This window comes from Rivularia sp. UHCC 0363 (assembly GCF_034931125.1).
Taxonomy (GTDB): Bacteria; Cyanobacteriota; Cyanobacteriia; order Cyanobacteriales; family Nostocaceae; genus Rivularia.
In genome coordinates this window covers 102,024-114,714 of record NZ_JAYGHM010000018.1, presented here as the reverse complement: position 1 = coordinate 114,714, position 12,691 = coordinate 102,024, and the positions used below count along the sequence as shown (strand labels likewise).

Sequence of the window (12,691 nt, the reverse complement as noted above, 5' to 3'; positions counted from 1 at the left end):
GAAAGTTAAAACCATTTTCTACATTGGTAAGTTTTGGTATTAAATCGGGATACTGACGGCGAAGAATTGTGACAAAAGAGTTATTTTCAATCCAGTCAAGTCCAAATTGAGTATAAATCTCTGCTCTGTAATCCTTGGTAAAAAATCGATCACTTTTGAGTCTTCTGGAAGCCATCAGAATAAATACACGAAAAGCAGTATCGCTAAATCCAAAACCCTCTGGCAAATCCTCGGCGAATAAACCAACCATCAAATCTACACTATCTATATCGTTGTTATAGACTTCACGTAGTTCTTTCACCCATTGGGGATTACTAGTAATTTCTTCAAAGGAATCAACTTTACCGCGTCCGAGTAATTCCCGAAAACGATTGTAACGAGGAACACCTCTTTCCCTATCTCGTAGAATATCAACAGCCGCTAAATCAAAAATTTGACCGTTGGTGTGTACAAGTTCCCGCAGAAAACTAGGATAATTGTGTAATGTAATCGCACCGGGATGGGTAACTCCAAAAGAATAAAATAAATCTGACATTCCAATATCTTCAACTAAGGAACGAGTCTGTTTACTAAATCCTTCCTTGAAATTCTTTTTCCCTAATGCAGATCCAGTTTTATGGGAATAAAATTCCAATTCGTCGGGGATTAAAGGATGCATCCGATATACAGATACAAATTCTTCTGTTAAGTAGTAAGGAACAGTATGATGGTCGGTTTCCGAACCAATGATTCCGCTTAAAAGATCGCCGTTACCAAAACGTCCGAAAATCTTTTTGATATCCTTACCTAACAATCCGTACCAGTTAGCATTCAAAGCAATATCAGTAGCAGCAAGCGGTAGTATTGCAGGTGTCCATTCAACGGTGTGAATTTTCGCCATTAATGCAGCGTTGATTAATCGAGCGCGATCAAAAAGGTTTTCGTCCTTCCAATCGGGATAAATCTGTTTGAGATGGTCGCAGATGATGTTATGTTCTTTGACAAACAAAGTATGTAACATACTTAAACCAACCCACCAATTACTCGAAACCCCCACATCGTCAATTCCTGATTCTGGGTTAATAGGTAATAAACCGTCTTCACCCATAAGCATTTTGCCGTTTACATGGGAGCGGAGTTTATTAATAGTCTCTTCATCGCTACCGTAAATCTGCGAACCATCCCACCAATGAGTTTCTTTATTAATGAAAGTGGCAGGATTTGTATTGTCATCGACACGAGTCGGATCGCTCGAAGTTTTGTCTACTTCCAACGAACCGTATTTTTCTTTCCAATAATCATTTTCTTCAAGAGGAATATCAATCTTATCTGGTTGATTATCCCCATGAGAAAACCAGTCGTGGGTTTGAAATTGAATCCAAGAAGCAGCATGGAGATTCAAGATAGTTGCAGGACTAAATTTATCCCTTTTCAACAATACTTTGCTAATATTTCGTGGGTTGGGTTCAAGTAAGTTTTTTTGATCGACTTTTGCATCTTTTAATGGTACATTGCGTCCAAATCTAGTACCAGCCATACCCATTTCTGGATGTTCGAGGTCATTAAAACTACCATCAGCCGTTCGTGCTACTAAATGTTTATTTTCTGGACTTGGAATAGGTGATGGTAATTTGTTTTTGTCCGGTATTTGTGATGTGTCGTGAAGATTATTTTTGCGTAATTTATTCCGAACTTGAACCAGATTTAACAGTGCGAAGGGGGTAGGTAATTTATGCCAAGGTATTCCAAACATATTAATCACTAATTAAATACAAAATGACTATTCAATACGAACTCATATTTATCTTTGCACCCAGATAATAGTTAAACAAAATCTGAAAAATTGTTAATTATTTGGCAATTTACAAATCTTATTTTTTTTGCCGGTTATTTTTTTAATTCCTGTTGCAAATCGCCCATAAATTCTAGGAAAAAATCTTTGAAAACGCAAACTCTTTCCGAGCTTCCGGCTGCAAAAGCAAAATTAATATCTTGAGTTTTTTTCGCAGCTTCGCCAATTTTTAATATTACTACTGTCTTTCCTGGAATTGTAGGTGATGACAGCAAACCATCAAAAGTGGAAGCTTTTATTGCTATTCGAGGCACTTGAGGAGTCAGAGGATGTGATGTAAATATTTCTTCTACTGGCCGATCGAGGTTCTCTTTTAATTTTCTTAATCCACCTGCTGTTGCTTGAACAACTTCTCCGATATTATGTCCAACATCTAAAAGATGAACATCTGGGGAGAGGTTTTTTTCGCAATATTCCATAATTTGCTGCTGCGATTTTCTACCACGGCTATATTTCCAGGGGACGAGAGCTTCGCTAAAACTCTGTACAGTATGTTTCGCAGTTTTGGTAATTTCTAATGGTATTTCTTTGTCAAAAAATCTTTGATTGACGATTTGAACCATTTCATGAGCTATAACCTCGTCTTCAGCATTTGTTTGCAAAAGTTCGGCAATTCTTTTAACATCTTCTTTGCTATAACTTGTAGCTACTTTCTCTTCTAGGTAATTACGTCTTGGCTGATAAGTTGGGTTAGAAGTAGATTCAAAAGGATTAAACCATAAGTCCCGTTTATCGTCGTAAAACTTGGTTGCTCGAAAATAAACTTTCACCCACCCAGGTAAAGATTCGGCATCATAAGAGTGTAAACGGTCAATATCACCGGAATTTTCCACTTTTTTGATAAGTTCTGCTTCCGAGATAATAATGATATCCAATAAAAAGGGAATTTTTATCCGTCGAGGTTTGGCAAACTTTTTAACATTGTTTAACATTTTTACTTTTTTACTTTTTTGGTGGAATGTTTTAACGACTTACGCACTCGCTAGGATTTGTTAGCGTTTGAGATTGCTTCCTTACGTCGCAATGACTATAGCTACGTTACCCGTGCGTAAGCCCTAGTTTTATTCTATTTATTATATGGATGAAGCAAATGCTGACTTATGCAGTTGATATGTAAATTTTTTAGCTACCGAGTGGATAATTGACCGGACATGATATCGCATTAATCAGGGCAAAAAATCTAGTTAATGCTGTTACGATTACGCTTCAACAGTTTTGATCTAGTTTATTGATAGTTGGAACTAAATTTTATTAATTCTAACTAGTAGACTAAATAGTAGTCATGACTCTAAGGTTAGACTTTATATAACCGAACGCAAAGATTTACATTCCGTTACACTATTTGATATATTGATTGTTGGTTGAAATGTAAAAAAAAGTAACGAATAAATTTAGCGACAGCATAAAAAGCTGTTCAAAATCGTATTAAATTATGGAACCTTTCAACTGTAGTTTAAAATAACTTTGATTTTGTAATTTTCTACGTTGAGTCAAGAATTGTGAATGAAAAAGTCACGAACTGCGATCGCATCTAGCTATGCTGTCTCTATCGCGTTACCCATTGCTACTTTGTTAATCACCATTACCCCTCTCGGACGTTTATTACTGAGTCCGGTAGAGTGTCAATTAAAACGGTGGCAATTATCGGTATCGGTTCCGAATCAAAAGTCAACACCACCACTAGTTCCCATTAAAAAAGCACCTTTCCCCTGTTGTGAAGGTGATACTTCTTGTTTGGATGAGCAAATATGGGGAGAAAATGGTCAAAATTTAGATAAAAAAGTTCTTTTAAGTTCCGTAGATAATAGTTTAGGATATTTGCAAACCAAAGCATCTGAAAATACTTATAACAAATATCGCATATCTGGAATTACTAGAGAACGAGTAATCAAAAGTTTACAAAGGTTTCGTCAATTAGTATTGAAATCGAAATCCGCAGCAGAATTAAATCAAGCTGTTGTCAAAGAGTTCGATTTTTATCAATCAGTAGGAAAAGATAAAAAAGGAACGGTATTATTTACCGCTTATTTCGAGCCACTTTATGTCGCAAGTCGTTTCCCTACAGCAGAATACCGCTATCCCATCTATGCTTTACCTCCAGATTTAAAAGATTGGCAAAGACCTCATCCTACACGTTTAGATTTGGAAGGTGCTGATGGTTTACAAGGTGGAGAAGGAAAATTAAAAGGCTTAGAATTATTTTGGTTTAAATCCCGTCTCGAACCATACATGATGCAAATTCAAGGTTCCGCTAAACTGCGACTGCTTGATGGTACTCAAACAAGCGTGGGTTTTGCGGGAAATGTCGCTCATAATTACAAAAGCATTGGAAAAATTTTAATCGAAGCTGGTCAATTACCATCAAGCGGTGTCACAATGCCGACAATTTTAGAATACTTTGAAAAAGATCCCCAAAAGTTAGACGTTTACCTTCCTCGCGACCCCAGTTTCGTATTTTTCCAAGAAAACAAAGGTCAGCCAGCACAAGGTTCTATATCAGTAGGGTTAAGTCCAGAACGTTCAATTGCTACGGATAAATCTTTAATGCCTCCCGGAGCTTTAGCCTTGATACGCGGGAACTTTCCTTTCCCCACACCAAGCAACGACATGAAACACCGAACCGTTAGCCGTTACGTTTTAGACCAGGATGCCGGAGGTGCCATTAAAGGTGCAGGTCGAGTCGATTACTTCCTAGGAACCGGCAAAATTGCTGGCGATCGCGCTGGGGTTACAGTTAGCAACGGACAACTTTATTATCTGTTACTTAAAAATAGATAAATATAATTCACTATAAATCATCTACTTAAAGATAGATATTCTTCAATTAATTGAATTAATTGAAGTAATTTATTCAGGAATGGCCGCAATTGTCACAAGACCGAGGGAACGGTGCGTGACACAAAACCATTATATTGCGTTAGAAATCAAGCAAAGTGTCACAGCACCCTACGACCAAAATATGCCAGTTGCGTAAGTCCTATTATTAATGGTTTTATTAATTTAATTACACTGAATATTAAGTAAAGTAAAGTCTTTGATCAGGAGTTTGGGAGGATTATTCTAACAATAAACTATTTAAAACATGGAACCACTCAATTTATTTGTCGTCAAATTTAAAAAGTATTCTTGAGCTAATTCATAAAATAATATTTTTGTCAATAGCCTAATACTAGTATTGATTTGAGACCAGAAAATATTTTTTTGCGAAATAATTTGTAGAAATCAGAAAAACAAGATTGCACGTTTGTATATACAACTATTCATACCGTACTAATAAGAAAAATCTTATTAGCTGCAAGATATAACGCTAACCCTGGGAGATTACAAGTGATTCGGATTTTAGTTGATACTGACTTAATTTTGGAAGCTTTAATGAATCGCAATACCGTAACAGATGTTCGAGAATTATTAGATAGAGTAAATCCTTGGATTCAGATGTATATTACAGATGTTGGATGGCAGAAAATATACACTTATTTAAGTCATTTACAAAATAAAAAAATTGCGGAAATGGTGATTAATTGGTTGCAAGAAAAAATTAAAATTTGCTCTGTAACCCAAAGTATTTTACAGCAAGCACGTTCCTCACCGATTAAAGATTTTGAATCTGCTGTGGAAATTATTTGTGCTAGCTATCAGCAACTAGACGCAATTGTTACTCATAAACACGATGATTTTGCCGAAGCATCAGATAACTTTTGGATTTGGTCTATGGCAGAATTGTGGATACGTGCTAATTTAGAAAGTCAGCTACAAATAGAGCAGCTTATTTAGATTCTTGTTCCCTATTATTAGAAGAATTAGACGATTTCTGCAAGCGTTCTAAACGAATAGAAGCTTCTTCAATTTGCTTTTGTAACAATGTTAAATTTCCCTCCATGATTTTCTTTTGAGTTTCCAAAACTTCCGTTTCCTTTCGTAAACGAGACATTCTCAAATTATGGTCTTCCGTTCGTCCCGGTTGAAAAATAATCCCCAAATAAACCGTGACATTGGAAGCATCTAAAGTATTTATCCCAGCAGAAAGATTAAAACCGAAGTCGTTTTCTGTATTCACATAAGCATTAGGAACGTAGTTGAGCGGGTAATTGGGGTAATTAAAATTATTTGAGTTATTGTTTGTATTGTTAACGGGTAATTGCGGATTAGATTGCAGTATCTGATTGAAACTAGCGTCATTACCCACATTACTTGTTTGATTGCTAGCTGATGTTTGCGAATATCCAGTTTGAATGTTTACAAATTGTAATCCAACTACAATTAAACCAGGATAAATTAACGGTAACAATCCTTTAATCATCTTCTTAAAACTTATTATCCAGTCATTCAGGTTTGCTACACAGTTTACCTTATATAGTTAGCGCACGGTAATATCCAACTGGTAATTTAATATACCGTTACCGCTGGTTTGCTGAGTTACATTACTATTTGGAGCATTCAATTCAACTTTGATGGGAGATGTTGCAGGAGTATAATTTGCAGAGATTTCAACTTTATGTTCCCCAACTGATAAATAGGGGGATAAATCAATTTCAGTCGTTTTGTTATTTAGATTTTTAACAACTTTTCCATTTACAACTATTTTGCCACTTAACTTAGTGGCTGAAGTCTCAATCTTAAGAAGATGTGGTTGAGATAGGTTTGCAGCGCTGAAGCTGACTGTACCGCGTTGATACCCCGAAGAATTGCTGGTAAACGTAGTAGAACTAGTCGTATTTTTCTGCATATTATTAAGATCCGATTGTGCAATAGTACTTTGATTATTATCAGAAAAATTATTTACAAAAGCTATTGTAATAGTAATTACCATAGCCGTGCTACATATCAAAAATAATGAGCTTTTCATCAGGTTTTTTCAACCATTAATTATCAGGGTATAAAAATTTTAGGGTGCCGTTAACGTGACTGGTAACGCACCATTATTAACTAATTGGTGCGTGATGGCAACATCAAATTATTTCGTTATCTCTTAAATTAATTATAGTCGTCACACACCCTACAATCTCAAATACAAAAGTCCCCAGATAGGGGACAATAATTAAACGTTTGATGATGACAAAAAATTACCGTGCAAAAGAAGGAAGATTAGGTTTTTTTGGCTTCTTTACGTGTACCGGAACATCGATTTTAATACCAATGTTATTAGTATTAACACCAGTACGACGATTGGGGTCTCCATCAAGTCGTTGTCGGTTGCTGCGTGCTTGTTCGCACTGCGAAGAATTACAAACTTGAGTTGATGTAGTAACAGCAGTAGTACCGACACTACCTTTGCAATTCTCTCCGAATTCTTGTTTTACATCATTTCTTTGTCGTCCGGTAGGTGAATCATCGATTGACACTTGGACGTTAACATCGATCGCATTACATCCCGCAACTGCTTTATTCTGTAGAGGAGGAATAAATATTGAAGATAAAGTAGTTAGCGAGAATAAACTTATTGAAAGTAATTTTAGCTTCATAGTTGCATCCTTATTGACAGGTTGTTGTTCTAGTTTGAGCATAAGAACGATTGCTACCAGAACCACTTTGACGAGTGCTACGGTAGGTTGTGCAATTACCCCTGTTGGTTGTATCTTGTGTATCTTGACGGTAGATATTATGTGAAGGAACGCGAATTGCAGGACTACGATAAACACGGGAACGATAGAATCTTCTGCGACCGTTTTTTATTTGAATATCACCGTTGCGGTTGATTTTTACGCTACTGTCACCGTTTTGAACTTGAATTCCTGCTGTAGCAACTCCTGCTGATAATGTCATTAGTATGGATAATGCAAGGATGGAAATCGTTTGTTTGTTAGTCATGGGAACCTCTTGTAGTAGAAAAACCGATTAAGAAAATCGGCAACCCAGAATTAACACCAATTTGAAAAAGAAGATTAAAAATGGATTTTTATTCCTATTTTCGATCATCCAAAATGGTATAACCGCATTTCATCCCATGTAATTTAGTAACAGTAACGAGAACCCAAAATCAGTTGACGCTGGATGTTTACTTGGTCGGCATTTTGGTTAACAACACCACCATTAATAGCAACAGCATTTTGGTCAATCCGCTGATTTGATTGCTGTGACTGTGAGTCTACACCACATCTGCGATTACGGGGACCTAAATTGTCCTGACGCTGGATGCTTACTTGTCTACCATTTTGAATAACTCGACTACCAGAACCAATTACAGTAGATTCTTGGTTTGCTTCTTGAGTTGTGGTTTGTCCTGCAAATGCTGCATTTGGTGCGATCATCAAAGCAGCAGCTAATAAACCGAGGGTGGAAATTTTCTTAATCATCTTATATAGACCTAATTAGTGTTGTGTGTTGTGTGTTGTAATTCGACTGAAAAGTAGTGCGACCATCTTGGTCGCTAGTAATCCACCAAAGGAAGTTTGCAGGGTAATTTTATTTCTACTACTCCCTATCCCCTACTCCCTCACCTCAACCGGCATTGGCTTGGTAGACTACTAGTAAGAAGCAAAATGCTCCCACTACTTGTTAATTTGAAGCAACTGTAAATATTAGCGGTAGCAACCAGTGCTAGTTACTAGGACTTGCTTTTGTTCGCTAATATTGCTGTTAGCTTGAGCATTGTCAGAATAATCTATACCAGCACCATTCTGAACCGATGCTTGAGTAGAGATTTGTGATTGAGTGCTGTAGCTACCGGGACAGTAACGACGCAAACGTTTAGAAGCAGCACTTTGGCGTAATCTCACTTGTTCTTGAATGCTTAAAGCTTCCGAACTTTGAGTGTTTACACTACTATTGATCGCTGCACCATTTTGAGTATTAATTATGACGTTATCTTGTCTTTGCTCGGCGAAAGCCGTACTGGGAGCAATCATTACACCAGCAGCTAATAAGCCAAAAGCTAAAGATTTATTCAACATTGTTATAGGCCTCATTGTGTATCAATTAAAACTGACGCTGCCGATTTTGAACCATCGGCAACATCCTTGATTCAATTGGGATTAATTACAAACACGGCTATTATTTGCAACTTGCTTTTGGTCGTTGACAGTGCTGCTCGATTGACCGTTAACCGAACCAGCTACAGCTGCACCGTTTTGAGATGTTCCCATAGAAGAGTTTTGAGATTGTCCATTGTAGCTAGGAGCGCAATAACGACGACCGAAACCGTGACTACGACCACGACCGATACTATCGCGAGTTTTCTGAATTTGCTGTTGAACGTTGAGAGATTCAGAGCTTTGAGCGCTGGTGCTACCATCGATCGCAGTACTGTTTTGAGTCGTATTTTGAGTGTTATTCTGCGATTGAGAACCGGCGAAAGCCGCACCAGGTGCAACCATTACAGCAGCCAATAAACCCAAAGCTAGAGATTTGTTAAACATTATTTCCTCTTGTAATTAGTAGTGTTGTGTGTTGTGTGTTGTGTTTTTGAATTGAGGTGGCTTTGCATAGATACATCAAAGCCACTTTTTCTATCAGCTAATTGATAATTGACAACCGTTACCGACAAACACGGCTATTACTTGCAACTTGTTTTTGGTCGTTGACAGTGCTGCTCGATTGACCGTTAACCGAACCAGCTACAGCCGCACCGCTTTGATCGGTTCCCACAGAAGAATTTTGAGATTGTCCGTTGTAGCTAGGAGCGCAATAACGACCACCGTAACGACCGCTATAACCACCAACGCGATCGCGAGTTTTCTGAATTTGCTGTTGAACGTTGAGAGATTCAGAGCTTTGAGCGCTGGTGCTACCATCGATCGCAGTACTGTTTTGAGTCGTATTTTGAGTGCTATTCTGCGATTGAGAATCAGCCAAAGCCGCACCAGGTGCAACCATTACAGCCGCTAATAAACCCAAAGCTAGAGATTTGTTAAACATGATATTTTCCTCGTGTAATTAATTGTGTTGTGTGTTGTGTTGTTGAATTGAGATGGCTTTGATGTATATATGCAAAGCCCCTGTTCTATTTGTTGACTGTTGACTGTTAGCTTTTACCGGCAAGTAGTGCTATTACTTGCAACTTGTTTCTGGTCGTTGACAGTGCTGCTCGATTGAGCGTTGTCAGAATAACCTACAGCCGCACCACTTTGAGCGGTTCCCACGGAAGAGTTTTGAGATTGTCCATTGTAGCTACCAGGACAATAACGACCACCGTAACCGTGACTACGACCACGACCTATACTATCGCGAGTTTTCTGAATTTGCTGTTGAACGTTGAGAGATTCAGCACTCTGAGCGTTTACACTACCGTCGATTGCGGTACCGGATTGAGTCGTATGTACGTTACTATTCTGCGATTGAGAACCAGCGAAAGCCGCACCAGGTGCAACCATCACAGCAGCCAATAGACCCAAAGCTAGAGACTTGTTAAACATTATATTTTCCTCGTGTAATAGTGTTGTGTGTTGTGATGTATCTTGTGTGTTGTTACCCAGAGGATGAATCTTTAAAGTTTCAACAGGTATTTATTAAGAACCCTTGATGATTTTTTAAAGATTGTATTTTTCTCTTGTGGGATATACGGGGATACAGAATTGAATTTGTTTATTCCGGATTTCCCCGAATTTTTCTTTTGAAAATAAATATTCGTGCTTTTAATCGGCAACCATTTCTGGCAAATTATCATTACTGATAATTCACGCTTTTTATAATGCACTGCGAACAACTAAATATATAAAGTTGAACCTCTACACATAAATATATTAACCAAAGAACTTGGGTGTGTCAAGTCTTTGGTTAAAAAAATTGGGCGGCTCAATTTTTTTGATGTTAGGATGTACCGCTATAGACGTGATTGAGTTCTTTAGCTGTGAAACAGAAACCAAAACCAAAGATAGCTTTTCTACGTGAAAAAGCGGGTTTAACCCAGCTTGAGTTGTCTCGTCTCGTAGGGGTGACGGAAAGTACCATCCAAAATTGGGAGAGTGGTAGAACGGGTACAAACCATATTCAAAGAATAGTGAAGTTCTGTAAAGCTCTCAATTGTAAAGTAGAAGATTTGCTCGAATCCGAAAGCGACTTCCCAGAAGAAGCATCAATAAAGCCTGGTTCTTTGCAAGAAGTACATAATTTATTAGGTACCGAAGCAGAGGAAGCAAAAGAAGCAATTATCAATGAACAATGAACAATTATCAATAAACTGCTAACTGCCCACTGTTTTTTGCCATAAAGTATCTATTGTCACAAAGGAATATCCTTGATTTAATAATTTAGGGATGATAATTTGTGCTATTTCGGCTACGTCCTGTCCGCCACAAACGCCGTCGTGCAATACTATTAAAGAGCCATTTTCTAAGTTATCCATGACTCTATTGACAACTTTGGGTATTCCCGGACGTACCCAATCTTCCGGTACGACGCTCCACATTACCGGACGGTAATTCCACTGATGAAATAGCTGTAAAGTTTGAGGTGTAAATAAACCATTTGGGGGTCGGATATCGCGCACTTTTTCCGGTGTTAGGTTGCAAGCAGTGTGAATAGCAGCTTGGGTTTTTTCTAAACTTTGTTTGAGTTGAGTTGGAGAAAGTAAAGGGAAATTGTGATGAGAATAGCCGTGTAATCCGATCCAATGTCCGCGAGAGTATACCTGTTGGGCTATGTGGGGAAAACGTTCGACGCAAGCACCCAACCAAAAAAAACTTGCTTGAATTTGATAACGGTCTAAAACTTGTAGTAGCTGCTGTGTGTATTGCGGATGGGGACCATCATCAAAAGTGAGAGCAATAGTTTTGGAATTTGGATTACCACTCCACAGACATTTAGGAAAACTTGATTTGAGGATAGGGTATAAAAGCGGGAACAAAGGATAGAGCTGCATTTTGGGATTTTAAAATTTGGATTCCTCGTTTCTTGGTAGAGCCAAAGAATGCTGTAAGTTAAGGCTCCACCTTCAATTAAATAAAAGAGGCAGAGCCTTTGAAATGGTATTCCCAACGGGATGGAAACGAGTAAAAATAGCTATCCAGCCTATAAAATAAGCTTATAAATACTACTTTAAAGTTAAGAAATTTGGAACAAGAAACTTACCAAATCTCCTTTACCCATACTGATGCGATCGCCAGGTCGCAAACGGTGACGATTACCGGGTAGCAGCGACATTCCGTTAACGTAAGTACCGTTGGAACTGCCGACATCTTCTATATAGTAAGCGTCTCCCTCGACTCGAATATCGGCATGAATCCGCGAAACAACTTCCGAGTTTTCTAATCCAGAAACATCAATATCCGGCGGAACTCGGTCGTTTGCTTTACCAATATGAATTACAGAAAGATTTTGCGGTAGTTCTATTGGTGTATCAGTTTTGGCGTGAACCAAACGAGCGCTAACCTGCTGTAATTGAGTCCTAGAAGGAGAAGAACTTGCTACGGGTGCAGGTGCGGGTTCCGGTTCGGGTTCCGGCTCCGGTTCTTCAAGTAAATCTGGGAAAAAAGAAGCGGATTCTTCTTCCTCTACGGGCGCAGGTGCAGCTTCAACAACATTAACTGGAGGTGGTGTAACTGCTGGAGGTGGAGTTGGTATTTCTTGTTCTCCACTTTCATGTCCAGATGGCATTGTAGGTGGGGGACTACCTTCAGTCGCTGGTGGTTCAAATCCTTGGGGAGCAGCTACTGCTGTTGGTGGTAAAGAAGAAGCTTCCATAGGATTCAAGTTAGCAGTTGGCGGGTCATCTAAAGGCGGTACTTCTATTGGAGCAACGGTTGGCTCTACTCCGGAAGGAGCGGAGCGTAAATTGTAACCACACTGTCCGCAAAAAGCCGCATCTGCCTGCACGGTCGCCCCACAGCCCGGACAGCTAGTAGTTGCCGGTAGGGGGGTGTAGCAAGCTTCGCATTGGACAGCGCCATCTGGATTGGGATGATTGCAGTTCGGGCAAACAATCAT

General features: G+C 38.6%; 16 protein-coding genes. 3 read left to right on the top strand and 13 right to left on the bottom strand.

Going from position 1 to position 12,691, the window contains the following annotated elements; all coding sequences use genetic code 11:
- A partial coding sequence (locus VB797_RS12830; RefSeq protein ID WP_323238075.1) for a peroxidase family protein occupies window positions 1-1,732 on the bottom strand: 1,732 nt, incomplete at its 3' end.
- Window positions 1,733-1,866: 134 nt separating this feature from the next.
- On the bottom strand, window positions 1,867-2,763 hold the full coding sequence (locus VB797_RS12825) for a hypothetical protein (protein ID WP_323238074.1): 897 nt from the start codon (window positions 2,761-2,763) through the stop codon (window positions 1,867-1,869).
- Window positions 2,764-3,334: 571 nt separating this feature from the next.
- Here VB797_RS12825 and VB797_RS12820 point away from each other — a divergent pair.
- Entirely contained in the window at window positions 3,335-4,609 is a 1,275-nt protein-coding gene (locus VB797_RS12820; RefSeq protein ID WP_323238073.1) for a murein transglycosylase A, read from the top strand.
- A 549-nt stretch (window positions 4,610-5,158) separates the two neighbouring features.
- The gene (locus VB797_RS12815) at window positions 5,159-5,605 is read left to right on the top strand and encodes a PIN domain-containing protein (protein ID WP_323238072.1); all 447 of its coding nucleotides are present in this window, start codon (window positions 5,159-5,161) and stop codon (window positions 5,603-5,605) included.
- On the opposite strand, the gene VB797_RS12810 is transcribed toward VB797_RS12815, so the two are convergent.
- The 9 genes from VB797_RS12810 to VB797_RS12770 form a co-directional block, all read right to left on the bottom strand.
- Window positions 5,598-6,131, bottom strand: a complete 534-nt coding sequence (locus VB797_RS12810) for a hypothetical protein (RefSeq protein WP_323238071.1) — start codon at window positions 6,129-6,131, stop codon at window positions 5,598-5,600. The genes VB797_RS12815 and VB797_RS12810 overlap by 8 nt on opposite strands.
- A 57-nt stretch (window positions 6,132-6,188) precedes the next feature.
- A complete protein-coding gene (locus VB797_RS12805; RefSeq protein ID WP_323238070.1) occupies window positions 6,189-6,677 on the bottom strand; it encodes a hypothetical protein in 489 nt (162 codons plus the stop codon).
- 217 nt (window positions 6,678-6,894) lie between these two features.
- Window positions 6,895-7,335: a hypothetical protein gene (locus tag VB797_RS12800; protein ID WP_323238069.1), complete on the bottom strand. Its 441-nt coding sequence runs from the start codon at window positions 7,333-7,335 to the stop codon at window positions 6,895-6,897.
- Window positions 7,304-7,639, bottom strand: a complete 336-nt coding sequence (locus VB797_RS12795; protein WP_323238068.1) for a hypothetical protein — start codon at window positions 7,637-7,639, stop codon at window positions 7,304-7,306. The genes VB797_RS12800 and VB797_RS12795 overlap by 32 nt, the downstream gene beginning before the upstream one ends.
- Before the next feature lie 143 nt (window positions 7,640-7,782).
- Entirely contained in the window at window positions 7,783-8,124 is a 342-nt protein-coding gene (locus tag VB797_RS12790) for a hypothetical protein (protein WP_323238067.1), read from the bottom strand.
- A 225-nt stretch (window positions 8,125-8,349) separates the two neighbouring features.
- Window positions 8,350-8,721 (bottom strand): hypothetical protein, encoded by a 372-nt coding sequence (locus VB797_RS12785; protein ID WP_323238066.1) that lies wholly within the window; start codon window positions 8,719-8,721, stop codon window positions 8,350-8,352.
- A gap of 81 nt (window positions 8,722-8,802) precedes the next feature.
- Window positions 8,803-9,186 carry a hypothetical protein gene (locus VB797_RS12780; protein WP_323238065.1) on the bottom strand — a complete coding sequence of 128 codons (384 nt, stop codon included), beginning with the start codon at window positions 9,184-9,186 and terminating at the stop codon, window positions 8,803-8,805.
- A gap of 118 nt (window positions 9,187-9,304) precedes the next feature.
- The gene (locus VB797_RS12775; protein ID WP_323238064.1) at window positions 9,305-9,685 is read right to left on the bottom strand and encodes a hypothetical protein; all 381 of its coding nucleotides are present in this window, start codon (window positions 9,683-9,685) and stop codon (window positions 9,305-9,307) included.
- 113 nt (window positions 9,686-9,798) lie between these two features.
- Window positions 9,799-10,182 (bottom strand): hypothetical protein, encoded by a 384-nt coding sequence (locus tag VB797_RS12770; RefSeq protein WP_323238063.1) that lies wholly within the window; start codon window positions 10,180-10,182, stop codon window positions 9,799-9,801.
- Window positions 10,183-10,616: 434 nt separating this feature from the next.
- Between VB797_RS12770 and VB797_RS12765 the strand changes: the two genes are divergently transcribed.
- Entirely contained in the window at window positions 10,617-10,931 is a 315-nt protein-coding gene (locus VB797_RS12765; protein WP_323238062.1) for a helix-turn-helix transcriptional regulator, read from the top strand.
- 18 nt (window positions 10,932-10,949) lie between these two features.
- Here the strand turns inward: VB797_RS12765 and VB797_RS12760 are convergent, their stop codons facing one another.
- Both VB797_RS12760 and VB797_RS12755 read right to left on the bottom strand, forming a co-directional pair.
- Complete coding sequence (locus VB797_RS12760; protein WP_323238061.1) at window positions 10,950-11,627, bottom strand: polysaccharide deacetylase family protein; 678 nt, start codon at window positions 11,625-11,627, stop codon at window positions 10,950-10,952.
- Window positions 11,628-11,809: 182 nt separating this feature from the next.
- Window positions 11,810-12,691 (bottom strand): FHA domain-containing protein, encoded by an 882-nt coding sequence (locus VB797_RS12755; RefSeq protein ID WP_323238078.1) that lies wholly within the window; start codon window positions 12,689-12,691, stop codon window positions 11,810-11,812.

Bases quoted from the DNA above. Each gene is read 5' to 3' on its own strand.
- VB797_RS12825 (WP_323238074.1), bottom strand. From the start codon at position 2,763: ATGTTAAACAATGTTAAAAAGTTTGCCAAACCTCGACGGATAAAAATT.
- VB797_RS12820 (WP_323238073.1), top strand. From the start codon at position 3,335: ATGAAAAAGTCACGAACTGCGATCGCATCTAGCTATGCTGTCTCTATC.
- VB797_RS12810 (WP_323238071.1), bottom strand. From the start codon at position 6,131: ATGATTAAAGGATTGTTACCGTTAATTTATCCTGGTTTAATTGTAGTT.
- VB797_RS12805 (WP_323238070.1), bottom strand. From the start codon at position 6,677: ATGAAAAGCTCATTATTTTTGATATGTAGCACGGCTATGGTAATTACT.
- VB797_RS12800 (WP_323238069.1), bottom strand. From the start codon at position 7,335: ATGCTCAAACTAGAACAACAACCTGTCAATAAGGATGCAACTATGAAG.
- VB797_RS12795 (WP_323238068.1), bottom strand. From the start codon at position 7,639: ATGACTAACAAACAAACGATTTCCATCCTTGCATTATCCATACTAATG.
- VB797_RS12790 (WP_323238067.1), bottom strand. From the start codon at position 8,124: ATGATTAAGAAAATTTCCACCCTCGGTTTATTAGCTGCTGCTTTGATG.
- VB797_RS12785 (WP_323238066.1), bottom strand. From the start codon at position 8,721: ATGTTGAATAAATCTTTAGCTTTTGGCTTATTAGCTGCTGGTGTAATG.
- VB797_RS12780 (WP_323238065.1), bottom strand. From the start codon at position 9,186: ATGTTTAACAAATCTCTAGCTTTGGGTTTATTGGCTGCTGTAATGGTT.
- VB797_RS12775 (WP_323238064.1), bottom strand. From the start codon at position 9,685: ATGTTTAACAAATCTCTAGCTTTGGGTTTATTAGCGGCTGTAATGGTT.
- VB797_RS12770 (WP_323238063.1), bottom strand. From the start codon at position 10,182: ATGTTTAACAAGTCTCTAGCTTTGGGTCTATTGGCTGCTGTGATGGTT.
- VB797_RS12760 (WP_323238061.1), bottom strand. From the start codon at position 11,627: ATGCAGCTCTATCCTTTGTTCCCGCTTTTATACCCTATCCTCAAATCA.
- VB797_RS12755 (WP_323238078.1), bottom strand. From the start codon at position 12,691: ATGATTGTTTGCCCGAACTGCAATCATCCCAATCCAGATGGCGCTGTC.